The sequence below is a fragment of the Antricoccus suffuscus genome (assembly GCF_003003235.1).
In the GTDB taxonomy this organism is placed as follows: domain Bacteria; phylum Actinomycetota; class Actinomycetes; order Mycobacteriales; family Antricoccaceae; genus Antricoccus; species Antricoccus suffuscus.
In genome coordinates, this window is sequence record NZ_PVUE01000019.1 from 15,023 (window position 1) to 37,294 (window position 22,272).

22 protein-coding genes are annotated in these 22,272 nt (G+C 65.5%); 17 read left to right on the forward strand and 5 right to left on the reverse strand.

Annotated features, from left to right (window positions below):
- Nucleotides 1-138: 138 nt before the first annotated feature.
- Entirely contained in the window at nucleotides 139-1,875 is a 1,737-nt protein-coding gene (locus tag CLV47_RS17820) for an acyl-CoA dehydrogenase family protein (RefSeq protein ID WP_106350472.1), read from the reverse strand.
- 78 nt (nucleotides 1,876-1,953) lie between these two features.
- Nucleotides 1,954-2,736: an IclR family transcriptional regulator gene (locus CLV47_RS17825; protein WP_106350473.1), complete on the reverse strand. Its 783-nt coding sequence runs from the start codon at nucleotides 2,734-2,736 to the stop codon at nucleotides 1,954-1,956.
- Between the two features lie 145 nt (nucleotides 2,737-2,881).
- Between CLV47_RS17825 and CLV47_RS17830 the strand changes: the two genes are divergently transcribed.
- The 14 genes from CLV47_RS17830 to ccsB all read left to right on the forward strand — a co-directional run bounded on the left by CLV47_RS17830 (nucleotide 2,882) and on the right by ccsB (nucleotide 17,489).
- A complete protein-coding gene (locus CLV47_RS17830) occupies nucleotides 2,882-4,444 on the forward strand; it encodes an AMP-binding protein (RefSeq protein ID WP_202862676.1) in 1,563 nt (520 codons plus the stop codon).
- Nucleotides 4,441-4,686: a glutaredoxin family protein gene (locus CLV47_RS17835; RefSeq protein WP_106350474.1), complete on the forward strand. Its 246-nt coding sequence runs from the start codon at nucleotides 4,441-4,443 to the stop codon at nucleotides 4,684-4,686. Before CLV47_RS17830 ends, CLV47_RS17835 begins: the two co-directional genes overlap by 4 nt.
- A 391-nt stretch (nucleotides 4,687-5,077) precedes the next feature.
- Nucleotides 5,078-5,872, forward strand: a complete 795-nt coding sequence (locus CLV47_RS17840; RefSeq protein ID WP_106350475.1) for a redox-sensing transcriptional repressor Rex — start codon at nucleotides 5,078-5,080, stop codon at nucleotides 5,870-5,872.
- Nucleotides 5,869-7,194: a glutamyl-tRNA reductase gene (locus CLV47_RS17845; protein WP_170111145.1), complete on the forward strand. Its 1,326-nt coding sequence runs from the start codon at nucleotides 5,869-5,871 to the stop codon at nucleotides 7,192-7,194. The genes CLV47_RS17840 and CLV47_RS17845 overlap by 4 nt, the downstream gene beginning before the upstream one ends.
- A 46-nt stretch (nucleotides 7,195-7,240) precedes the next feature.
- Nucleotides 7,241-8,182 (forward strand): hydroxymethylbilane synthase, encoded by a 942-nt coding sequence (gene hemC, locus CLV47_RS17850; RefSeq protein ID WP_238145498.1) that lies wholly within the window; start codon nucleotides 7,241-7,243, stop codon nucleotides 8,180-8,182.
- Nucleotides 8,179-9,732, forward strand: a complete 1,554-nt coding sequence (locus CLV47_RS17855) for a bifunctional uroporphyrinogen-III C-methyltransferase/uroporphyrinogen-III synthase (protein ID WP_106350478.1) — start codon at nucleotides 8,179-8,181, stop codon at nucleotides 9,730-9,732. Before hemC ends, CLV47_RS17855 begins: the two co-directional genes overlap by 4 nt.
- A gap of 43 nt (nucleotides 9,733-9,775) precedes the next feature.
- Nucleotides 9,776-10,753, forward strand: coding sequence for a porphobilinogen synthase (hemB, locus tag CLV47_RS17860; RefSeq protein WP_106350479.1), 978 nt, complete (start codon nucleotides 9,776-9,778; stop codon nucleotides 10,751-10,753).
- A gap of 3 nt (nucleotides 10,754-10,756) precedes the next feature.
- Nucleotides 10,757-11,395, forward strand: coding sequence for a hypothetical protein (locus CLV47_RS17865; RefSeq protein WP_106350480.1), 639 nt, complete (start codon nucleotides 10,757-10,759; stop codon nucleotides 11,393-11,395).
- A 48-nt stretch (nucleotides 11,396-11,443) separates the two neighbouring features.
- Nucleotides 11,444-12,757 (forward strand): glutamate-1-semialdehyde 2,1-aminomutase, encoded by a 1,314-nt coding sequence (gene hemL, locus CLV47_RS17870; RefSeq protein WP_420313799.1) that lies wholly within the window; start codon nucleotides 11,444-11,446, stop codon nucleotides 12,755-12,757.
- Nucleotides 12,758-12,796: 39 nt separating this feature from the next.
- Entirely contained in the window at nucleotides 12,797-13,426 is a 630-nt protein-coding gene (locus CLV47_RS17875; RefSeq protein ID WP_106350482.1) for a histidine phosphatase family protein, read from the forward strand.
- Nucleotides 13,423-14,013, forward strand: a complete 591-nt coding sequence (locus CLV47_RS17880; RefSeq protein WP_106350483.1) for a TlpA family protein disulfide reductase — start codon at nucleotides 13,423-13,425, stop codon at nucleotides 14,011-14,013. The genes CLV47_RS17875 and CLV47_RS17880 overlap by 4 nt, the downstream gene beginning before the upstream one ends.
- A complete protein-coding gene (locus CLV47_RS17885) occupies nucleotides 14,014-14,802 on the forward strand; it encodes a cytochrome c biogenesis CcdA family protein (protein ID WP_106350484.1) in 789 nt (262 codons plus the stop codon).
- On the forward strand, nucleotides 14,799-16,430 hold the full coding sequence (resB, locus tag CLV47_RS17890; protein ID WP_106350485.1) for a cytochrome c biogenesis protein ResB: 1,632 nt from the start codon (nucleotides 14,799-14,801) through the stop codon (nucleotides 16,428-16,430). Before CLV47_RS17885 ends, resB begins: the two co-directional genes overlap by 4 nt.
- Nucleotides 16,431-17,489, forward strand: a complete 1,059-nt coding sequence (ccsB, locus tag CLV47_RS17895; protein ID WP_106350486.1) for a c-type cytochrome biogenesis protein CcsB — start codon at nucleotides 16,431-16,433, stop codon at nucleotides 17,487-17,489. It abuts the gene before it with no gap.
- On the opposite strand, the gene CLV47_RS17900 is transcribed toward ccsB, so the two are convergent.
- The 3 genes from CLV47_RS17900 to CLV47_RS17910 form a co-directional block, all read right to left on the reverse strand.
- The gene (locus tag CLV47_RS17900) at nucleotides 17,486-17,713 is read right to left on the reverse strand and encodes a hypothetical protein (RefSeq protein ID WP_106350487.1); all 228 of its coding nucleotides are present in this window, start codon (nucleotides 17,711-17,713) and stop codon (nucleotides 17,486-17,488) included. The two genes, ccsB and CLV47_RS17900, sit on opposite strands and share 4 nt — an antisense overlap.
- A gap of 168 nt (nucleotides 17,714-17,881) precedes the next feature.
- Nucleotides 17,882-18,580 carry a fasciclin domain-containing protein gene (locus CLV47_RS17905; RefSeq protein ID WP_106350488.1) on the reverse strand — a complete coding sequence of 233 codons (699 nt, stop codon included), beginning with the start codon at nucleotides 18,578-18,580 and terminating at the stop codon, nucleotides 17,882-17,884.
- Nucleotides 18,581-18,711: 131 nt separating this feature from the next.
- Nucleotides 18,712-20,313, reverse strand: coding sequence for a molybdopterin-dependent oxidoreductase (locus CLV47_RS17910; RefSeq protein ID WP_106350489.1), 1,602 nt, complete (start codon nucleotides 20,311-20,313; stop codon nucleotides 18,712-18,714).
- A 79-nt stretch (nucleotides 20,314-20,392) separates the two neighbouring features.
- Here CLV47_RS17910 and CLV47_RS17915 point away from each other — a divergent pair, with 79 nt between their 5' ends.
- From CLV47_RS17915 to CLV47_RS17925, 3 genes are read left to right on the forward strand one after another with little or no spacing between them, the layout of a single operon-like run.
- Entirely contained in the window at nucleotides 20,393-20,884 is a 492-nt protein-coding gene (locus CLV47_RS17915) for an Lrp/AsnC family transcriptional regulator (RefSeq protein WP_106350490.1), read from the forward strand.
- Nucleotides 20,885-20,889: 5 nt separating this feature from the next.
- The gene (locus CLV47_RS17920) at nucleotides 20,890-21,855 is read left to right on the forward strand and encodes a threonine ammonia-lyase (RefSeq protein ID WP_106350491.1); all 966 of its coding nucleotides are present in this window, start codon (nucleotides 20,890-20,892) and stop codon (nucleotides 21,853-21,855) included.
- A gap of 22 nt (nucleotides 21,856-21,877) precedes the next feature.
- Entirely contained in the window at nucleotides 21,878-22,216 is a 339-nt protein-coding gene (locus CLV47_RS17925; RefSeq protein ID WP_170111146.1) for a DUF4229 domain-containing protein, read from the forward strand.
- Nucleotides 22,217-22,272: the final 56 nt, after the last annotated feature.

The window sequence follows — 22,272 nt, forward strand, 5'->3', positions numbered from 1 at the left end:
AGCGCACCGCAGAGGGCGTGCCATTCACGTACTGCACCGTTGTCGGCACGCTCGTCGCGCGCAAGGCGTACGCGCGCCCCGGGCGACTATTGGGCCATATGCGGGGGCCGCGCAGTGAACTATGTACCGCCGGCGTACTTAGGCGCCGATCAGCACGGTGGCCTTCTCCAGCGAGACCGGCTCTCCGGAGATGAGGATGTCGGTGATCTCGATATCCGCGGGATCATGCTGGGCGGCGAATGGGTCGGCGGTCTCGATGCGGTGCTTGACGACCTGTCGTGCCAGGAGCAGCCGGCGGGCATCGCCGGTGCGGTCGGCGATCTCGGCGCCCTCGGTGGCCAGCAGTACGGCGCTCACGACGTGATAGAACAGCCCCGACACGGTGCGGTAGTGCTCCTCGAGCTCCGGATCGCCAACACACCGGTCCATCGAGTCGACGGCGCGCGTGAGAATCGAGGACAGCTCCTCGCGGAAGTCGCCCGGGATGTTGGGGTGCTTGAGCTCGATGTGCAGCTTGTCGGCGAGGGTGTGGTGCGCGTTGTCCTTGCCGGCGGCCCGTGTGATGACGTCGAGCGCGTTGACGTTGGCGGTGCCCTCCCAGATCGTGCCGAGCTGCGCGTCGCGCAGGATGCGCGCGTTGGCCCACTCCTCGATGTAACCGTTACCGCCGCGGACCTCCATCGAGGTACTGGCGACCGCGAAACCGTCGCGGCAGGCGCGAAGCTTCATCAGCGGTGTAAGGATTCGCAGAAGGTCCTCTTCGCCGTGGTCCATCGCGGCCGCGGTGTACATAATCATCGACACGGACTGCTCCGTCGGCAGCAGAATCTTCATCAGCTGGCGGCGCAGCATGGGGTATTGCAGGATTGGGTTGCCGAACGCTTCGCGCGATTTGGCGACGGCCATGGCCTCGTTCCACGAGCGACGCATCCGGCCGGCCGCGCGTACGCCGTTAGAGAGCCGCGAGAGGTTGACTTGCGCAAGTGCCTGCTTGATGCCGTTGTCGGCATCGCCGAGCAGGTAGGCAACCGCGCCGTCGAGCACGATCTCGCCACTGGCCATCGACTTCGTGCCGAGCTTGTCCTTCAACCGCACGATCCGGTAGGAGTTGCGAGTGCCGTCCTCGAGCGTCTTCGGAAGCACGAACAGCGCGAGGCCTTTCGAGCCGGGTCCGCCGTCCTTGCGTCGCGCGATCAAGATCGACGCGTCCGCGTCGGCGTGCGAGCAGAACCACTTCTGGCCGCTGATCTTCCAACGCTCTACACCATCTTCGTCGACATCGAGGGGCTCGGCGACGGATTCGAGCGCGCCGACGTCCGAACCGCCGGTGCTCTCGGTCAGGAACTGCGCGCCGCGCCAGAAGGTGTCAGTGTCGGTCGAGAGCATGCGCGGCAGCAGCCGGTCTTGAAGCGCCTGGCTACCGTATTTGATGATGAGATAGATCGCGGTGTCGGTGACGTTGACCGGGCACAGGATGCCGAACTCGGCCTGCGCGAAGAGGTACTGGATGGCGTACTTCTCGACGGCATTAGCCGGCCGGTCCAGTCCGAGTACGCCGGCGCGGTGCGACATCGCATGCATACCCAGGTCGCCGAAGGCGATCTTCTCCATCTCCTTGTACGCCGGGTGGTATTCGATCCACTCCTCGTCGCGCCCATACCGATCGCGAGGGTGCAGCACCGGCGGGTTCTTGTCCGCCGCGTCGGCCAGCTCGTCGAGATGGCCGCCCGCAAGCTCGCCGAGGCGGTCGAGATGCGGCTCGATGTGATCGAGTGCGGCTTTGTCCAGTCGCAGCGGCAGCAGTTCGCGCAGGCCCCTGTCGACCTGCCAGTAGTTCTGGCCGCGGGTGTCATCGGCGATGTGTTGTGCGCTCATGGTTTCTCCCGGAGTTCGGTATTCGGACTGTTGTTAAGTATTGGTGATGAGGTACGTCGTCTTGGTCGGCTGCCGTGGTTACGCGGTGCCGGTACGGCCGGCGTCCGCTGCTATGTCGTACGCCGTGCGCAGCAGCCTGGGCAGGATGTCGGAGTAGAAGTCGATGCGGGCGACATTTTCGGTGCGCACCGAAACGTTGATCGCGCCGATCACCGAACCGTCGGCGGCGGTCATGGCGCAGGCCGCGCCGCGTACGCCGGGCTCGTATTCCTCTTCGCTGACCGCGAAGCCCTGCCGCCGGATCTCGCCGAGCGCACCGACCAGGTCGGGAAGTGTCGTAATCGTGCGGCTGGTGTGGGCGGTGAGCGGGTGGCCGGCGTACAGCCGCTCGACCTCGGGCGCGGCGAGCTGCGAAAGCAGCACTTTGCCTACGGCAGTGGCGTGGGCGGGAAGCCGGGTGCCGATCTGCACGCCGACGCTCAACGCCTCGCGTTCGGACACGTGCGCGGTGTAGACGGTCTCGGTGCGGTCCAGGATCGCCAGGCTGGTCGAGGTGTGCGTGTCGCGGCAGAAGCGCTCGAGGTGCGGCATCGCGTGGGTTGGCAGCACGGTCGTCCGGAAGTACATCGAAGACAGGTCCAGCACCCGCGCGGTGAGCTTGTGGGTGCCGTCCGGGAGTCGTTCGACGTAGCCGAGGTCGCACAGGGTGGCCAGGAACCGGCGCGCGGTCGTCTTGTTGAGGTCGGTCGCGCGGGCGATGTCGGCCAGCGCCATCGGTACGCCGGCTTGGCCGAGCAGTTCCAGCACAGCGAAGGACTTGACGGTGGAGCTGTTGCGCTCTTGGACGGGCGTGGTCGTCATCAGAAATCCAATTATCGAACGTAGTGGTTCGGTTAATGAACTAACTGTCCCTGGCCTGCGCGGCCCCGTCAAGCCCCGGGATGCCGTTGTGACGCGCACAACGCATACTTAAAGGCCGAAACAGAGCAGTCGCGAGGGGGACGCTATGACGGACGATCCGACAGACGTGAGCGACGTGCGCACCCAGGCTGACTTGGTCACTCGCGCCGCGGTGAGCGCGCCGGGCCGCACGGCATACATCGACCGGGACGGATCCATGACGTGGACGCTGTTCGATGCAGGGGTCGGCCGCGTCGCCGCTGCATTGCAGGCGCTCGGTGCCGCGAGGGGCGACCGGGTGGTAATCGCCGTGCCGACGACTATCCCATTTGCGCTGGCCTATTTCGCCGCCTCACGCGCGGGTCTGGTGGCCGTTCCGGCCAACCCCGGATTCAGCCGTCGTGAATTGGGGCACGTCGTTGCCGACAGTACGGCGGCCGTCGTCGTCGGTGCGCTGGATGCCGACGGACTGTCCGCGATGCGCGACCTATCCGGGACGGTGTCCGGATACCTGACCGCGGACGACGTACGCCGGATCGCGCTCGACGAGCACGCCCCGTCGATCAGCCAAGTGCCGGTGGAGAGTGACGATCTGGCGACAATGGTCTACACCAGCGGCACGACTGGTACGCCGCGTGGTGCGATGCTCACGCACCGCAACCTGATGGCCAACCGCGAGCAGCTCGGCCGAATCCAACCGCCGCCGCTGAACGCGAAGGACGTGCTCTACGTCGGCGTACCGGCGTTCCATATCTACGGGCTCGGCTCGGGACTGTGCCAAGTGGCATGGGTCGGTGCGACCGGCGTACTGGTCGACGACTTCCACCCGGTGCCCAGCCTGGACGTGATCGCCGAGCGGGGCGTCACCAATATCCTCGCCGTGCCGCAGATGTACGCCGCCTGGGCGGCATGCGACCCGGCACTCCTCGCGTCCGCATTTGCCAACGTCCGGATTGCGTCATCGGGCGCGGCTCCGCTTGACGCTGACGTGATTGAGACGCTCCGCGAAGTCGCCGGGCTGACCATCTGGGAGGGATACGGGTTGACCGAGACCTCTCCCGTAGTCACCAGCACGCTGGTCGGGGGACTGCCCAAACCCGGGTCGATCGGGCGCGCGTTGCCTGGCGTCGAGATCGAGCTGCGTGATCTCGAAGACGGCTCGATCATCGACAACGCTGATCCCGAGAGCGACCATGACTCGGGGGAGATTGTCGTACGCGGCGCCAACGTGTTCGTCGGCTATTGGCCCGATTCGGCCGACGGGCCCGACGCCGAAGGTTGGTTCGCGACCGGCGACATCGCGTACGCCGACGACGACGGTGACCTATTCCTCGTAGACCGCGCCAAGGAGCTGATCTTGGTCAGCGGTTTCAACGTCTACCCCAAAGAAGTCGAGCAGGTGGTCGCGTCGCTCGACGGGGTCCGGGAGGTGGCAGCGGTCGGCGTACCGCACGCCGCGACCGGTGAGGCGGTGAAGGTATTTATCGTTCGAGAGCCTTCAGAGGCCGGGTCGGCGCTCGACGAGGCGGCCGTACTTGATCGGTCCGAACGCGATCTAGCCCGGTTTAAGCGGCCGACCGTTGTCGAGTTCATTGACGCGCTGCCGCACACGTCGACCGGCAAGGTACGCCGCAACGCGCTGCGCGCGAGTGAGGCAGGCAAGCTATGAGACCCACCGTGGAGCTGATGGTTCGCGCGGACTGCCATTTATGTGCCGTCGCTCGCGAGGTACTCGAGCGGGTGCTTCCGTCATACGGCCTTACTGCGTCGTACGTCGACATCGACCGCGATCCGGAACTGCGAGCCGAGTACGGCGATCGGGTGCCGGTCACGCTGATCAACGGCAAGGAACACGGCTACTTCGACGTCGACGAAAAACGACTCCGCGCGTCCCTCGACGCCCTGACCTGAACCGGATCACGCAACCTCCGGTCATCGATCACGAAAAGCCCGCCATTCGGCGCATCAATCGCACAGGTGTGCTGTTCGGCAGCGGAATTTCCCATCAGCGCTGCGGATTCATACATTTGTGTGAGTGGCGAGGACGAAGCGTAGCCCCGCCAGCAGCGCGTCTTCTCGTGTCTCGCAGCGAGTCTTCTCGTGTCTAGCCCGCATGAGTCCGAACCGCAGAACACGCGAGTCGCCAGGGCGACGCAACGAGTTCGCGGATTTTGCGTATCAAGTGACGGTTGCCGTACTAAGTGACGGACGGCGGGTGTGAAGTCGCGGGCGGCAGAGGCGACTTTGTGCAAGTGTTCACAAGCGGGTAACCTGAGCGATGCGCGAACCATAGCTGCGCGCAATGAACTCACCGATCCACCGCACCTCCAGGAGCCTGCTGTTGTCTACCGTCGAACGCGTCCCGGCAGCCGGGACCCTTCGACCGGGTCAGCCCTTGCGGCAAACGCAAGAAGCACGTGGTCGGACGATTCCCGAGGCCACCGTCGGCCGGTTGGCGACCTATCTACGAGTGATCGACGACATCCTCGACGACTCGGAAGACGTCATCTCCTCTGACGGGCTCGCGCGGGTCTGTGGCGTCAATTCGGCAAAGCTGCGCAAAGACCTTTCTTTCCTCGGCTCGTTTGGGATCCGCGGGGTCGGATATGACCTCGTCAACCTGCGCGCCCGCATCGCCGAGGTGCTCGGCGTCACCGAACACCGCGATGTCGTCATTGTCGGGCTCGGCAACCTCGGGCATGCACTCGCCGGGTACGCCGGCCTCGCTGCCAGGGGTTTTCGGGTGGCCGCGCTATTCGACATCGACGACGACCGGCTTGGCGAGCGGGTCGGTGCGGTGAGCATCCGGTCCATCTCTGAATTGCGCGGTGTCGTGGGATCGCTGACCGCGCCGATCGGTGTGATCGCAACCCCGGCGCTCGCGGCGCAGGAGGTGGCCGACCTGCTCCTTGCGGCCGGTGTGACGAGCATCCTCAACTTCGCGCCCGCCGTATTGACCGTGCCGTGCGACATTGATGTGCGGAAGGTCGACTTGGCGAGCGAACTACAGATCCTGTCGTTCCTCGAACGTCGCAAGTCCGGCAATCACGACGCGACGACCGCGCGCGAAGCGGTATCGCCTGGAGGGGCAAATTGAGTTTTCTGATAGTGGGGCTCACCCACAAGCAGACCCCCGTCGACCTGCTCGAAAACGCCTCGGTCACTCCTAGCCAGCTCGACGAGGAGCTCACCGCACTGCTGACACCCGAGTCGGTGAACGAGGCGATGATCCTTTCCACGTGCAACCGGGTCGAGGTGTACGCCGACGTCGACAAGTTCCACGGCGGACTCGACGCGGTGATCGAATGGCTCGCCGGCCATATGACACTTACCGCAGCCGACCTTGTGCCGTATGTCCAGGTGTACTACGCCGAAGAGGCAGTTGAGCACGCGCTTCGGGTCGCGAGCGGGCTCGATTCGCTCGTCGTGGGCGAGCCGCAGATCCTCGGCCAACTGCGTACGGCGTACCTCGAGGCGACCGACCGCAAGAGCGTCGGCCGTCAGCTGCATGCCCTGTCGCAACACGCGTTGAAGGTCGGCAAGCGGATTCAAACCGAGCTCGGGCTCAGTGCGGTCGGGCGCAATATCGCCTCGGTGGCCGTCGACCTGGCGGCGCACGACATTGGTGACCTGACCGGCAAACGCGCCGTCGTACTCGGTGCCGGCGCGATGGCCACCCTCGCGGCGTATTCCTTGCAGCGCAAGGGAATCGAAGATATTACGATCATCAACCGATCGCAGGATCGGGCGGCGCAGCTCGCGGGCAAGGTCGGTGGTACGACGGCGCCGATCGACGACCTCGCGGACCGGCTGGGCGATGCCGACGTACTCGTCACGGCGTTGGGTTCGTCGCGCGCATCGGTGCACGCCGCAACCGTCGGTACGACGCGGGCGAAGCCGTTGACCGTGGTCGACCTTGCGCTGCCCAAGAACGTCGCCGACGAAGCCATCGCACTGCCCGAGGTCAGCTATATCGGGCTGACCCAGATCCAGCAGCGTGCCGCCGAGCTCAACGTCGCGATCGACGGTGGCAAAGCCGACGTACTGGTCAACGACGAAGTGGCCAACTTCCTGGCCAAACAGCGCAGCGCCGCCGTCACGCCGACGATCGCCGCACTACGGGCCAAGGCCGGAGAGGTCGTGGAGAGCGAGCTCAAGCGGCTCAAATCACGGATTCCGGATGTCGATGACCGGGCGATGGGGGAGATCGAATATGCGATCAGCCGGATTGTGGACAAGATCATGCACACGCCGTCGGTCCGGGTCCGTGAGGTTGCCGGTACGCCGTCCGGCGACGCGTACGCCGAGGCGCTGCGGGCGCTGTTCGATCTGCCGGAGTCGCTGCGCAACCTTGGCGATGCGGTCGATCCCGAGGTCCGGTCGTCCGCGGCCCGGCTGCGAACGATCACCGTCGAATAATCGCCTGTCAACGTCAAAGCCGGTAATTGAAAGAGCTGACTACCACGTGAATCACACCTCTACCGATCGCGCGCTGCGCCTCGGCACCCGGGCCAGCCGGCTCGCGCGCGGCCAGTCCCAGCAGGTCGCGGACCTGCTCTGCGAGCTGACGGGTCGGGCGGTCGAGCTGGTCGATATCGCCACCAAGGGCGACGCCACGACCGCGCCGCTGCACACGCTCGGCGGGCAGGGCGTGTTCACCTCCGCGCTGCGCGAGGCGCTGCTGGACGGGCAGATCGACTTCGCTGTGCACTCGTTGAAAGACCTGCCGACCGCGCCGGCCGACGGTTTGACGCTGGCCGCCATCCCCGAACGGGTCGACCCGCGCGACGCTCTCGTTGCCCGGGACGGGCTCACCCTCGCCGAGCTGCCGACCGGTTCGAGGGTCGGCACCGGCTCACTTCGTCGGTCTGCGCAGATCCGTGCGCTCGGTCTCGGCGTCGAGCTGGTCGGCATGCGCGGCAACGTCGACACCCGGCTCTCCAAGGTCACCTCGGGCGAGCTGGACGCCGTCGTACTGGCATGTGCTGGACTTCACCGGATCGGTCGATCGGACGCCATCACCGAGGCGCTGGACCCCATCGCGATACTGCCCGCGCCCGGTCAAGGAGCGCTCGCAATCGAGGCCCGATCCGATGATCCGGCCACGCTCGATTTGTTGAAACCACTAGATCATCACTACAGTCGTATCTCGGTCACGGCTGAGCGAGCATTGCTCGCCACGCTCGAGGCCGGTTGTTCATCACCGGTCGGAGCGCTCGCCGAGGTCGTAGAGGCTGAAAATGGCCTCGAAATTTCGCTACGAGGTTCGGTCACGGCAATCGACGGAAGTGATTCCGTCCGGCTGTCCGCTACCGGCCCACTCACCGACGCTGTTGGCGTGGGGGAGCGGCTTGCCCGCATCCTTCTCGACGATGGCGCCGCCGAACTCATGGGGAGCTCGCGATGACGCGCGCGCGTAAAAACAAAGGCCGCATCCTTTTTGTCGGTACCGGCCCAGGCGATCCTGACCTGCTGACCGAGGGTGCCCGCGAGGCACTTGCCTCGGCGCAGGTTGTGATCTCTGACGCCGACGTACCGGAACCGATTCACGCATTGGCCGAGGTCGAGGTCGTCGTCAACGAGGACGAGCCGACGGTCGTCGGCAAGACCCTTGTCGCCGAGGCAAAGCTGGGCCAGGTCGTCGTGCGCCTCGTCGCCGGCGACCCGCTCGCCAGCGAATCGGTTACCAAAGAGATCCAGACGGTCAGCCGGTCAGCCGTAACGTGGCGGGTCATCGCCGCGGTCTCCGGCCGCACCGCGATCCCGTCGTACGCCGGCATCGCCACCGGACCGCTCACGTCGTACGCCGACCTGACCGAAGAGGGCGCCGACACGCAGCTAGCCGCGCTGGCCGCCACGGCGTGGCCTTTGGTGCTGTCGACGAGGCTCGAGAGCCTCAAGTCGGTCGCCAAGGCGCTCATCGAGGGCGGCCGGTCCGCGGATTCGCACGCCGCGGTCACCGTCAACGGCACTCGGCTGAGCCAGAAGACCGTCACCGGTCACCTGTCCGGTCTCGTCGACGGCACTCTCGACGTTAAGTCACTTGAGGGACCGGTGACGCTGGTCATCGGCAAACCCGTTGCGCAGCAAGGAAAGTACAGCTGGTGGGAGAAGCGCGCTCTGTACGGTTGGCAGGTCCTGGTGCCACGCACCAAGGATCAGGCCGGCGACATGAGCGAGCTGCTTCGCGACCACGGTGCGATCCCGATCGAGGTTCCGACCATCGCCGTCGAGCCACCGCGCACGCCCGCCCAGATGGAACGCGCGATCAAGGGCCTGGTCAACGGCCGCTACTCGTGGATCGTGTTCACCTCGACCAACGCGGTCAAGGCCGTCTGGGAGAAGTTCACCGAGTTCGGCCTCGATGCGCGCGCGTTCGCCGGCGTCAAGATCGCCTGTGTGGGCGAGGCAACCGCCGACGCGGTGCGTGCCTTCGGCATCATCCCGGAGCTGCTGCCGTCCGGTGAGCAGTCCAGCCGCGGCCTGCTCGAGGACTTCCCGCCGTACGACGACGTGCTCGACCCGATCGATCGGGTACTGCTGCCCCGCGCGGACATCGCGACCGAGACGTTGTCCGAGGGCCTGCGCGAGCAGGGCTGGGAGATCGACGACGTGACCGCTTACCGCACCGTGCGGGCCGCACCGCCGGCCGCGCACATCCGTGAGTCGATCAAGGGTGGCGGCTTCGACGCTGTGTGCTTCACCTCGTCGAGCACCGTGCGCAACCTCGTCGGCATCGCCGGCAAGCCGCACGCGCGTACCGTCGTCGCATGCATCGGTCCGGCGACCGCGGCCACCGCGGTCGAGTTCGGGCTACGGGTCGACGTACAGCCCGAGACCGCGGCGATCCCCGATGTGATCGACGCGCTGGCCGACTACGCGATCAACCTGCGCGAGGTCGAGGGTTTCGACCGTCCGCCGCGCAAGACCAAGTCGCGCGCCAAGAGTCGTTCCTAGGCGCCACTAGCTCGGGCTGCGCTGCCCGGAAACGGAGGATCCGATGAGATTTCCAGAGTCACGTCCGCGGCGGTTGCGCCGTACCCCGGCGATCCGCCGGCTCGTGCAGGAAACACGCGTCGACCCTTCGCAGCTGGTGCTGCCGATGTTCGTCCGTGAGGGCATCGACGCCCCGGTGCCGATCGAGTCGATGCCCGGCGTCGTACAGCACACCCGGGACTCGCTGAAGAAGGCCGCGCACGAAGCGGTCGAGGCCGGCGTGGGCGGGTTAATGCTCTTCGGCGTACCGGCGGTGCGCGACGCGCGCGGCACGGGCGCGGTCGACCCGGGCGGCATCCTCAACGTCGGCATCGCCGACCTCATCAGCGAGGTCGGCGACGCGACCGTTGTCATGTCCGACGGTTGCCTCGACGAGTTCACCGACCACGGTCACTGCGGCGTACTGGATGCAGGCGGCGCCGTGGACAACGACGAGACGCTCAAGGTGTACGCCGAGATGGCACTCGCGCAGGCTGCCGCCGGCGCGCACATGATCGGCCCGAGCGGCATGATGGACGGCCAGATCGGTGTCATGCGGCAGGCGCTGGACGGTGCCGGCTATCAGGACGTCTCCTTGATCGCCTACGCCGCTAAGTACGCCTCGGCGTTGTACGGACCGTTCCGTGAGGCGGTCGACTCGCAGCTCAAGGGCGACCGGCGTACCTATCAGCAGGATCCGGCCAACGCTCGCGAGGCGTTGCGCGAGCTGGAGATGGATGTCGACGAGGGCGCCGACATTGTCATCGTCAAACCGGCCTCGACCTACCTCGACGTGATCTCGCTGGCCAGCGACGCGGTCGACGTACCCGTTGCGGCGTACCAGGTTTCCGGCGAGTACGCGATGGTGGAGGCGGCCGCGGCCAACGGCTGGCTCGACCGGGAGCGGATGATCGACGAACAGCTCACTTCGATTGTGCGCGCCGGCGCCAGCATCGTGCTCACCTACTGGGCCGTCGAGGCCGCGGGCCGGCTCCGGGTCTAACCCATGTCCGACCGCGCGTTCCCTAGTATCACGCCGACCTCTGTCGGGCGCAGTCCGACGTCGCTCGTGCGGTGGGGGACCGGCGTACTCGGACTCGGGCTCGGGCTCGTTGTCGTTGCGACGCTTGCCTTCGGCTTCTTCAGCCGGATTGACGGCAATGTCGAGACCGCCGGGACGATTCAGGTTGGCTACGCCGCCGACCAAGCTTCGTCGAACGCCAAACAGGCTTCCGGCTACGGGATCTACCAGGTCGAGTACTCGATCGACGGCAACGATCACGTCGGTTTCATCGTCGGTAGCTTCAGCGTGGGCCAGGAGATCCAGATCAAGGCGCCGGCCGACGGCTCGCCGTACAAACGTCTTGCTCTCGCCGACAGTGTCACGACGAAGGTCCTCAGCTGGCTCTTTATGCCGATCGGTCTGGTGCTCGTCGTCGTTGGGGCTATTTGGCTGACCCGTGGGCTGATTACGCGGTCCGCGCAGATCCGCGCGGACGTGCAGCGCGCGTACGGGCTTCCGGTTCAAGCCGCACCGACTGCGCCACCCGTGCCGCAACGGCAGGTGATTCCGCCGCCGCAGCGGCCTCCCGAGGACGGCAACGAGCCGCCTAAGGGATTTTTCACAGCGCCGTACGACATCTAGTAGAACCCGAACGAGCCGGACCATCCAACGTCAGGGAGAATGAGCAACGTGAACTATCCCTCCGAAGCGCCCGAGTCGGCGCGCCTGTTCGAGCGCGCCGGAGTAGTCACCCCCGGTGGCGTCAACTCACCGGTCCGCGCCTTTGGCGCGGTCGGCGGTACGCCGCGGTTCATGGTGAGCGGCAAGGGTGCGTATCTAACCGACGCAGACGGCCGCGAATACGTCGACCTCGTCTCATCGTGGGGGCCGCTGCTGCATGGCCATGCCCATCCAGCAGTCATCGACGCCGTCACGAAAGCGGCAGCACACGGCACCAGCTTCGGTGCTCCGACCGTCAACGAGGTCGCGCTGGCCGAGGAAATCGTCGCGCGTACCGCGATCGACCAGGTGCGTTTGGTCAGCTCCGGTACCGAGGCCACTATGTCGGCGATCCGACTGGCCCGCGGCTACACCGGACGCAGCACGGTGGTGAAGTTCGCCGGCTGCTACCACGGCCACGTGGACGCGCTGCTCGCCGCCGCGGGCTCCGGAGTCGCGACTTTCGCCACGCCCGAAACTGAAGGCGTCACCGGCGCGCAGACCCACGACACCGTGGTCATCGACTACAACGACGCCGAGGCCGTGTGGGAGCTGTTCGAGCAGCGTGGCGACGAGATCGCCTGCGTCATCACCGAAGCATCGCCGGGCAACATGGGCGTCGTCCCGCCGCGGGACAGCTTTAACCAGGTGCTGCGCGAGGCCACGCTCAAATCGGGGGCACTACTGATCAGTGACGAGGTCATGACCGGATTTCGGGTCTCGCGCTCCGGCTGGTGGGGACTGGAGGCCGTCGACGCTGACCTGTTCACCTTCGGCAAGGTCATGGGCGGTGGACTGCCGGCCGCGGCGTTCGGCGGTCGCGCGGACATTATGGCGAAACTCTCTCCGGGTGGGCCGGTCTACCAAGCCGGCACGCTCAGCGGCAATCCCATCGCGACCGCGGCGGGCCTCGCAAACCTGCAGCTGGCGACCGACGAGGTCTACTCGCGGCTGGACGCGGTGAGCACCGAACTGCAGGGAATGGTCTCGGCCGCGCTGTTTGGCGCCGGTGTGCCGCACCGCGTGCAATACGCGGGCAACATGTTCAGTGTGTTTTTCTTCGACCGCGAGGACGACGTGCGCGAGGTGCGCAACTACGACGATTCGCGCACGCAGAGCGCGTCCAAGTTCGCGGCGTTCTTCCAAGAGATGCTCGCCCGCGGCGTGTATCTGCCGCCGTCGGGATATGAGACCTGGTTTGTCTCGGGGGCACTCGACGACGGCGCGATGTCGCGGATCAGCGACGCTTTGCCGTACGCCGCACAGGCCGCAGCCGCGGCATAGTGACCAACCGACCACCGCAACGTTAGGAAACGGCCGCAGATGCGCACCCTGGTACACCTTGTCCGGCACGGCGAGGTCTTCAACCCGCACGACATCCTCTATGGACGGCTGCCGGGTTATCACCTCTCGGACACGGGCAAGCAGATGGCGCAAGTACTTGGTGAGCATTTTCGCGGTATGGACGTGACCTACCTTGTCTCGAGCCCGCTCGACCGGGCCCGCGAAACTTCCGCGCCGATCGCCGACGCGCTCGGCCTGGACGTGGCGACCGATCGCCGGCTGATCGAGGCGGAAAACCAGTTCGAGGGCACCCGGTTCAAGTTTCGCAAGGACGGCGCGCTGCGCAACGTCGCCAACTGGCGCAAGCTCGTCAACCCGTTTCGCCCGTCGTGGGGCGAGCCGTACGCCGAGATCGCGTCGCGGATGAACGCCGCGATCAATGACGCATACGAGAAGGCGCGCGGGCACGAAGCGGTGTGTGTCAGCCATCAGCTGCCGATCTGGACGGCCCGCCAGGCGATAGAGGGCAACCGGCTCTGGCACGACCCGCGGGCGCGTCAGTGTGCCGTCGCCAGCGTGACCACTATCGAGTTCGACGACGGCAAGATCACCGGGATCGGCTATGCGACCCCCTGGGGCGCGACCAAGGACTCGGTGCCAGGGGCATGACGCGCCTTACCGCCAACCTGCTACGTGCCATGCTCGTTTTGATGAGCATGGTGCTGCTGGCGGGCTGCACGAGCGGTAACGGCGACAGCGCCAAGAACGGCGGCAGCGAGTACCGGTTCGTGGAGGCCCAGCCCAAGGGTGAGGTCATTCCCCAGGCGGACCGCAAACCGGCGCCCGATCTTAAGGGCGAGCTGCTCAATGGTGACGCGTTCGCGCTGTCCTCGCTGAAGGGCAAGGTCGTCGTACTCAACTTTTGGGCCACCTGGTGCGCGCCCTGCCGAGTCGAGGCACCGGAGCTACAGAAGATCTACGCAAAGTACAAGCCCGACGGTGTCGCGCTGGTCGGCGTACTCGTGCGTGACAGCAAGGACCAAGGCGAGATTTACGCGAAGCAGGAAGGGCTGACCTACCCGAGCCTCTACGACCCCAAGACGCAGGTGGCGCTGCAGTTCCGCAACTATCCGATCGTGGCTATCCCATCGACAATCGTGTTTGACAAGAAGGGCGAGGTCGCGGCGGCGTACGTCTCGACCGTAGACGCCAAGAGCCTCACCAAGACTCTCGACCAACTGCTGGCGGAGAAGTAAATGCAGGTGTACGCCGACGTCGCCGGCACCGTCGCGGCAGGACCGGTGCTGGTCGCCGCGCTCATTGCCCTTGTGGCCGGGCTCGTCAGTTTCCTCTCACCCTGTGTCCTGCCACTCGTGCCCGGCTACTTGTCTTATGTCGCAGGCATTACCGGCGAAACCGTCAAAGCCAGCCCCGGAGGCACCAAGACCCGCCAGGCGTCCGGCCGGGCGCGGGTGTTGCTCGGTGCCGCACTATTCGTGGCGGGGTTCTCGGCCGTGTTCATCTCCTTCGGCGCGCTGTTCGGAGGCGCCGGGCTGGCGCTGCGCGAACACCAGACACTCATCACCCGCATCCTCGGCGTGATCACGATCGCGCTTGGCGTCGCATTTCTGGGGAAGCTGCCGTGGATGCAGCGCGAGTGGCGAATTCATAAGCTGCCCGCGACCGGGCTCGCAGGCGCGCCCCTGCTCGGGATCGTGTTCGGGCTCGGCTGGACTCCATGTCTCGGTCCCACGCTCACTGCAATCCTTGGCCTGTCCTTAAAGGAAGGCAGCGCCGGGCGTGGCGCCTTCCTGAGTGTCGCCTACTGCATTGGCCTCGGCGTACCGTTCCTGCTCATCGCGTTTGGTGCCAGGTGGGCGATGCGCGCCTCCGGATTCGCCCGAAAACATGCCGGCGTAGTGATGAAGTTCGGCGGCGTGATGCTGATTGTGCTGGGAATCTTGCTCGTCACGGGATGGTGGGACGCCGTACTTTTCCAACTTCAAGGCTGGTTGGCGACGACCGGGCTGGGAACGCTCTTATGAGCCGCGAGAAGGAGCCCACCGTCGAAAACGGGCCTGTCGTCGATAAGAAGCCCGATGTCCTGTGGGCCGAGGACGCGACCCCTCGGAAGCCGATCAGCGGTTCGCTCAAGGAGATCGCGCGTTATTGGTGGCGCCAACTGACCAGCATGCGCACCGCGCTGATTCTGTTGTTCCTGCTAGCGCTCGCCTCTGTGCCGGGATCGCTTCTGCCGCAGAAATCCCTGAGCCAGAGCAAGGTCAACGAATACATCGCGAAGCACTCGGTACTCGGCCCATGGCTGGACCGACTCGGGTTCTTCAATGTCTTCTCAGCACCGTGGTACGCCGCGATCTACTTGCTGCTGTTCATCTCGCTCGTCGGCTGCCTGACACCGCGTATCGCCGTCTACTGGAAAGCCGTCCGTGCCGCACCACCGGCCGCACCCAAACGACTGAACCGAATCGGCGAGTACGCCAGCGAGACAATGACAGGCGCCTCGGACTCGCGCATCGATGCGTCGTACTCCTTGCTGCGTAAGGCGCGATGGCGCGTCGAACGCAGGGAGAGCGACGACGGCACGATTACGCTCAGCGCCGAGAAGGGCTACCTGCGCGAGGCCGGCAACCTGGTCTTCCACATCAGTCTGCTCGCGTTGTTGCTGAGCCTCGCGCTAGGCAAGGTGAACGGCTACGAGGGCTCACGAATCGCGCTGGAAGGCGAAGGCTTCTGCAACCAGCAGCAGTCGTTCGACAGTTTCCGCTCGGGAGACCTAGTCACCGGCGCCGACATGGTGCCGATGTGTCTGGACTTGCACACCTTTAACACCACGTACGACGCGGACATGACACCGGCGAAGTTCGACGGCAAGGTCACCTGGTACGTCGGCCTGGACGGCAAGAAGCACCAGGCAAACATCGGGGTCAATCACCCGCTTCGTCAGGACGGTGTGCGCGTCTACATCACCGGACATGGGTATGCGCCGGTCTTCACCGTCACCATGCCGGACGGCACCGTACGCAAAAACGTGACTGCGCCGTTCCTGCCGACCGACCAGAAAAATTTCGGCTCCGAGGGAGCGATCAAGCTCGACACAGGAGACCCCGAAAAACAGCTGGCGCTGCAAGGATTCCTCGCCCCGACCGCCGTCGACCAGGCCGGTGTCATCGCCTCGGCCGACCCGCGAGTGCTCGACCCGCAGGTCGCGCTCGTGGTCTACCAGGGGTACACCGGGCTCGACACGGGCATCCCGCAGTCGGTCTACACGCTGGACCAAAGCCTGATCAAGGACGGTCTGCTCAAGAAGGCCGCGGCGAAGAACCTCAAGCCAGGCGAGTCGATCGTGCTCGCAGACGGCACGTCGATCACGTTCGACAAGGTCCTCCAGTGGGCGGCATTCCAGATTTCGTACGACCCCGGCCAGGACTGGGTGCTCCTGTCGGCGGTCGTGCTACTCGTCGGAATCACGACGTCGCTCAGCCTGCGTCGCCGACGGCTCTGGGTCCGCCTCACCCCGCGAGACGACGGGTCTCACCTGGTCGAAGTCGGCGGACTCGCGCATACCCAACCAGCAACCTTTGCCCGGGAGTTCGCCGGAATCTCCGCGCGTATTCTTGACCGAGCACCAGCCAATCCCGATGAGGAGGCCTAGATGGCCGTCGACCTAGCGCTAGCGAATATTTCCGATCACCTTTACTCCGGTGCGCTCGTGGGATACTCCGCCGGCATAGTGATGCTGTGTGGTGACTTCGCGTTCGGCAAGAGCGGACGCAAGAAGGAGGCCAAGGAGGCGGCGCTCCTCGCCGCCGCCGAGGAAAAACAGCCGGCCTTGGTCGGTGCATCAGTTGGCTCCACGCTGCAACCACCAGCCGGTTCAGAGGATCGCGCCGATTCCAGTGCCGTTCCGGCGCCTGGTGAAGGCGCCGATCGGACGGCCCGGATCGGCGCCAAGATGGGCCTGTTCGGCGTGGTGTTCACGCTGCTTGGGCTGATCGCGCAGATCGCCTCGGCCGCGGTACGCGGAATCGCGATCGGCCGGCTGCCATGGGGCAACATGTTCGAGTTTGCCTCGATCATCTCGATTGTCGCGGTGGCGACCTACCTGATCACGCTCGGTCGTAAACCACGGCTGCGTTTCATCGGGCTGTTCGTGCTGGTGCCCGTCGTAATAATCCTGGTGCTAGCCGGCCTCGACCTATACGTCGAAGCAGCCCCGGTCGTCGCGGCGCTGCGCTCGTACTGGCTGGCCATCCACGTCACGGCGGCGAGTATCGCCACCGGCATCTTCTTTGTGAGCACCGTCGCCAGCGCGCTGTACCTCGTCAAAGAGCGACACGAACGCAAGGAGGCGGCCGCTGGGATGCGACTGCCGTCTCGGGTCGCGGGGTCGCTGCCGTCGTCCACGGCACTCGATCGGCTCGCCGCGCGTACGGTCACGTTCGCGTTCCCGATCTGGACGTTCGCGATCATCTGCGGCGCGATCTGGGCCGAAGCGGCATGGGGCCGCTACTGGGGCTGGGATCCCAAGGAGACCTGGGCATTCATCAGCTGGGTCGCGTACGCCGGCTACCTACATGCTCGCGCGACGGCCGGCTGGAAGGGCCGCAAGGCGGCGTACCTCAACTTGCTGGCAGCGGTGACGATGCTGTTCAACTTCGTCGTCGTCAACACCGTTGTCTCCGGCCTGCATTCATATAGCGGTCTGAGCTAAGCGTCGTCTTCCGGGTGCGTGTTGGGCCGCTTCGGCATCTTGCTGCTGAGCTGACGCAAGAACTCCGGATCGTCGTCGGGCGCGGTTTGGCGACTGCGCGACGGAAGTTTCGGACGTGGCATGTTGGGTCGCGTCTTCGACTGGCTGTCCTCGTTGGGGTCGAGGAATCGCCACATTGCAAAGACGACCAGTATGCCAATAATGGCAGCGATCAAGGGAATCATCGGGTTCCTCCGTGGCGGGTTAACCCCACTCTAATCTGGTCGTCGCCAGGCTGTTGGATTGGCCAGTAATGGTAATCAATGAGCAACGTGGACAGCGCTTTGGCGCGGTGTGCACACGCCACTCGCCGGCACCGAACGGGCAGTCGGCGCCGGCGAGAGTTAGACGGGTTATGCCGGCGGCATCAGGACCTTGTCGATGATGTAGACGGTCGCGTTAGCCGTCTGTACGTTTCCGCAGACCACCATTGCCTCGCCGTTGACGGTGAACTTGCTACCGGAACCCTCGACCTTGAGCGACGCGCCGTTCAGCGTCTTGTGCTCGCCGGCGAGCTTGTCGGGTGCCAGCCGCTCGGGTAGCACGTGATAGGTCAGGATCTTCGTCAGATCTCCGGTTGGATCGGCGAGCAGCTTGTCCATCGTGTCCTTTGGCACGGCCGCGAATGCGCTATCGGCGGGCGCGAAGACCGTGAGCTTCGCTGCGCTATTGAGCGAGTCGACGAGTCCAGCGGCCTTGACCGCAGCGACCAACGTCGTGAGCGCCGGGTTGGCAGATGCCGCCGTAGCCACAGGAGCCGTTGCCATACCGCCGAAACTGCCGGGGCCGTCTTTCGGAACCGCCGAGCATCCGGCGCCGAACTCCTTGCCGGTCGCCATCGTGTCCCCCGAGGCGGTACCAGAGGAGTTGTCGTTCATGCTCGTGCCCTTGGCCGCGGATCCACTCGATCCGGATCCGCTGTCGGCGCTCGTCCCTGAGCACGCCGAGAGCGGAATGAGGCAGGCGGCCGCAAAGGCCGCGAAGACCAAGGCCCGCGGGCGACGCTTGAGGGCGGGGGCTTGGTTGGCTGTGTGGAGCTGGTCGGTCGTCATTTTTGGTATTCCTCTACGTTGGCGAGCATGATCACTGGGCAAGTGCGCTGGGTGTGTGCGCATACGTAGTTCGGAGGCCCCGGTCGGCTGGATTGGCGCTCCGGCAGGATTTCTGAAGAAATATCGGGGGATTAGGCGCAGGTGACGGTGATGGTGTGCCAGCCCGTGGCGCCCTTGGGAAATGGCTCCGCACGTTGGTCTGTCTGGGTCATCCCGGTCATGTCCGTCGCGCGTACCTGGAGGTCATGACGGCCGGCGTCTAGCTCGAGGACGACCGACCACTGACGCCAGACGTCCTTTCCGCCGTCCGCGGCGAGTGTGGCGACTTTCCAGTCGCCGTCCTTGTCACGCACCTCGACCTTGCTAATTCCCTTGTTCTGCGCCCAGGCGACGCCGGCGACCGTAACCTTGCCGGACGGCAGCTGCGCGAACGCCTTCGGTACGTCGATCCGCGATTCGGTGAAGATGGGGGACTTGTCGGCCCACCCGCGTTCGGTCCAATAGGCGGTTGCCTTGGCGAACGTCGTGAGCTCGATATTCGTCAGCCACTTCGTGCCCGACACGAAGCCATAGAGCCCAGGCACCAGCATTCGGGCCGGAAAGCCGCGCTCAAACGCCAGTTGTTGGCCGTTGAGCCCCACCGCGATCATGGCGTCCCTGCCGTCGGTCACGGTGGCGAGCGGCGTGCTCGCGCTCCATCCATCCGTGCTGGTGCTGAAAAGCTGATCCGCGCCGCTTTGCACCCCGGCCTTGTCGAGGATGTCGGTGAGCCGTACGCCGGTCCAGGTTCCGTTGCTGATGTAAGGCCCGCCAACGGGGTTGGACACACACGCAAGTGTGATGTTGCGTTCGATGAGAGGCATCGCAAGCAGGTCGTCGTAGCTCAGCGAAACCTTCTTGTCGACCATCCCGCCCACGGTCAGCTTCCACGTCTTAGCGTTGACCCGGGGAACTTTGAACGCAGTGTCGACGCGGTAGAACTTCGAGTTCTTGGTGAGCCACGGCGTGGCGGTGTTGGCCTTGGCCTGGACCCCGGCCGGCACCGCCGGAGCCGGGTCGGCGGGCGCCGGGAGCTTGCGGTTGCGTCCAAGGGCCTGGTCTGACTTCGTCAGCCGATCAACGGCGATCCCCGCGCCCAGCGTGACTATCGCGCCGCCGGCGGCGGCACCGATCAAGACGTTGCGGCGGGTCGCGCCGGCAGTACTGGATGAGTCCGGTTGCTGGTCACTTGCTGCCGCGTTGACGAGTGCCCTGAGCACGAGTATTCCCACGACGACGGTGACGAGCGCCGGCAGCAGTGATGCCGGCGAGGCATCTGGTCGGCTCATCGCGGCGACCGCACCCAGTACACCGAGTGCGGTGACCATTGCATACGCGAGCCGGACCCGGCGAAATGCCACCACACCGATGAGCGCAGAAAGGGGGATGAGCACGGCGATCACGCCGATGCTCAGCGCGAGCTTGTCGTTTTCGCCGAAATGCTCGATGGCGAAGTCCTTCACGCCACGTGGCGCGAGGTCGATCATCGAGGAACCGATCGCGACAACGGGAGAAGCACTCGGCGCAATTAGCGCCGCAACGATTTGTGCGACCCCCAGCCCCGCGGCGGAGCTAACGATGCCGACGACACCGGAAACCCAACGCGGCCGCCTTCTGAGGGCATTCACGTCGTCGGATCGAGTCTCATCGTCGGCGGTGGCACTAGACGCCGCCGGAGCGCTATCTGTTTGCATAAATGTGGTTCGCACCCGGCGACGCTTCGGATTGGCCGATCGGGTACAGCAACATCGTACGGCGCAGTATCGTAGTGCCGTGGACGACGTCGATCGCAAGCTCATCGAATTGCTGCGCGCGTCCGGCAGGGCGACGTACGCCGAGTTGGCGCGCACCGTTGGGCTGTCGGCGCCCGCGGTGCACGAGCGCGTCAACAAGCTCGAGGCGCAGAACGTCATCACCGGCTACCACGCCGAAGTCGACCATAAGGCCGTTGGTCTCGGGGTCACCGCGATGGTGGGTGTGCAGGGCGCGGACTGGGCGGCCGACGACGTATTGCTCGACAAGCTCGGCGCGATGCCGCAGGTCGAGGACTGCATGTTCGTCGCGGGCGACGAGTCGTATGTCCTCAAGGTCCGGGTGGCCGATATGGAGCTACTCGAGGACACGCTCATGGCCATCACCCGGATCAAAGGTGTGACTCGTACCCGTACGACGATCGTCATCTCCACCAAGTGGGAGGGTCGCTCCCCGGCACTGAAACCTCGACCCGTCGAACCGGATCACAACGATCCAGAAGAGGACGACTAGCTCGAATGGAACTTGTCACGATCGACGACATCCGGCAGGCGGCAAAACGGATCGAAGGGGACGTCGTACGCACCTCGTTGGTGCCGATCGACGGAACCGTAGACCGCACGCTGTGGGTGAAACCGGAAAGCCTGCAGCCCATTGGCGCTTTCAAGCTGCGCGGAGCGAGCAACGCGGTCGCCCAGGCCGTCGGGCGGACATCCACCGTCATCACCCACTCCAGCGGCAACCACGGGCAGGCCATAGCGATGGCCGCCGCCGCACACGGGCTGCGCGCGATCGTGGTGATCCCAGACGATGCACCGCAGATCAAGATCGACGCCGTGCGAGCCCGCGGCGCCCAGATCGTCCTCGTGCCCGGCGAAGAGCGAGCCTCGCGGGTCGAGCAGCTCGCCGCGCAGAAGGGTGCGCTGGTTATTGCGCCGTACGACGATCACGACGTGATCGCCGGGCAGGGGACCGTCGGCCTGGAGATCGCCGAGGACCTGCCGGAGCTACCCGGCGGGGCCACCGTCCTGGTCCCGGTCGGTGGTGGCGGCCTGCTGTCGGGAGTGAGCACGGCGCTCGCGGCGCTGCGCCCGGATGTCCGGGTCGTCGGCGTCGAACCGGAGTTAGCCGGTGACGCGGCCGAAAGCTTCCACCGGCACACACTGATTCGCTGGCCACGTTCGCGGACTGCCCGCACCATCGCCGACGGGCTGCGCTCAGACCTCGCCGATCGCACCTTCGCGCACATCGAGAAGTACGTCTCGGACATCGTGACCGTGACCGAGGAACAGATCATCGAGGCGTGCCGATTCCTCTACCGCCGGGGGCGGCTGGTCACCGAGCCGAGCGGGGCGGTGGCCACGGCGGGGTTCTTCGCGCACCCGCAGGTCGTTGGCGACCGAGCCGTCGCGGTCATTTCCGGCGGCAACGTCGACCCGCACTGGTACGCCGAGAATGTCGTCACGTCTTCGGCACCGCGTTAGGCATTGAGCCATAATGGTCGGCGTGGCTACCTCAGACTCCGCTTCCGGCGCACCGACTGAAGAAGGCCCCACGCCTGCCGAGAAGCGCGCCGCCGGTAGCGGGACGACCGCGGCCAAACCGGTCGGCGGGCTGATGGCGGCGTACTTCGTGGGCCGGTTCGGCGTGTTCGTCGTCCTTGTCGTCATCTGCTATCTGGTGCACTTCCGTGGGTTCCCGGGCCTGATTGCATCCGCGCTGGTATCGATACCTATTTCGTATTTCCTGTTCCGCGGCTGGCGCGTCGAACTCGCGCAGCGGATGGCCGTAAAACAGGAGCAGAAGCTGCGGTTCAAGGAAGAGTTCAAGACCGCGACCGACTAGCGGTAGACCTAACTCCACCAAGAGCGCTGTCCCTAGAACTATCGCGTCGTACCGCT

Excerpts from the sequence above, each read along its gene's own strand:
- CLV47_RS17820 (WP_106350472.1), bottom strand. The coding sequence starts at position 1,875 with ATGAGCGCACAACACATCGCCGATGACACCCGCGGCCAGAACTACTGG.
- CLV47_RS17825 (WP_106350473.1), bottom strand. The coding sequence starts at position 2,736 with ATGACGACCACGCCCGTCCAAGAGCGCAACAGCTCCACCGTCAAGTCC.
- CLV47_RS17830 (WP_202862676.1), top strand. The coding sequence starts at position 2,882 with ATGACGGACGATCCGACAGACGTGAGCGACGTGCGCACCCAGGCTGAC.
- CLV47_RS17835 (WP_106350474.1), top strand. The coding sequence starts at position 4,441 with ATGAGACCCACCGTGGAGCTGATGGTTCGCGCGGACTGCCATTTATGT.
- CLV47_RS17840 (WP_106350475.1), top strand. The coding sequence starts at position 5,078 with ATGAACTCACCGATCCACCGCACCTCCAGGAGCCTGCTGTTGTCTACC.
- CLV47_RS17855 (WP_106350478.1), top strand. The coding sequence starts at position 8,179 with ATGACGCGCGCGCGTAAAAACAAAGGCCGCATCCTTTTTGTCGGTACC.
- hemB (WP_106350479.1), top strand. The coding sequence starts at position 9,776 with ATGAGATTTCCAGAGTCACGTCCGCGGCGGTTGCGCCGTACCCCGGCG.
- CLV47_RS17865 (WP_106350480.1), top strand. The coding sequence starts at position 10,757 with ATGTCCGACCGCGCGTTCCCTAGTATCACGCCGACCTCTGTCGGGCGC.
- CLV47_RS17875 (WP_106350482.1), top strand. The coding sequence starts at position 12,797 with ATGCGCACCCTGGTACACCTTGTCCGGCACGGCGAGGTCTTCAACCCG.
- CLV47_RS17880 (WP_106350483.1), top strand. The coding sequence starts at position 13,423 with ATGACGCGCCTTACCGCCAACCTGCTACGTGCCATGCTCGTTTTGATG.
- CLV47_RS17885 (WP_106350484.1), top strand. The coding sequence starts at position 14,014 with ATGCAGGTGTACGCCGACGTCGCCGGCACCGTCGCGGCAGGACCGGTG.
- resB (WP_106350485.1), top strand. The coding sequence starts at position 14,799 with ATGAGCCGCGAGAAGGAGCCCACCGTCGAAAACGGGCCTGTCGTCGAT.
- ccsB (WP_106350486.1), top strand. The coding sequence starts at position 16,431 with ATGGCCGTCGACCTAGCGCTAGCGAATATTTCCGATCACCTTTACTCC.
- CLV47_RS17900 (WP_106350487.1), bottom strand. The coding sequence starts at position 17,713 with ATGATTCCCTTGATCGCTGCCATTATTGGCATACTGGTCGTCTTTGCA.
- CLV47_RS17905 (WP_106350488.1), bottom strand. The coding sequence starts at position 18,580 with ATGACGACCGACCAGCTCCACACAGCCAACCAAGCCCCCGCCCTCAAG.
- CLV47_RS17910 (WP_106350489.1), bottom strand. The coding sequence starts at position 20,313 with ATGCAAACAGATAGCGCTCCGGCGGCGTCTAGTGCCACCGCCGACGAT.
- CLV47_RS17920 (WP_106350491.1), top strand. The coding sequence starts at position 20,890 with ATGGAACTTGTCACGATCGACGACATCCGGCAGGCGGCAAAACGGATC.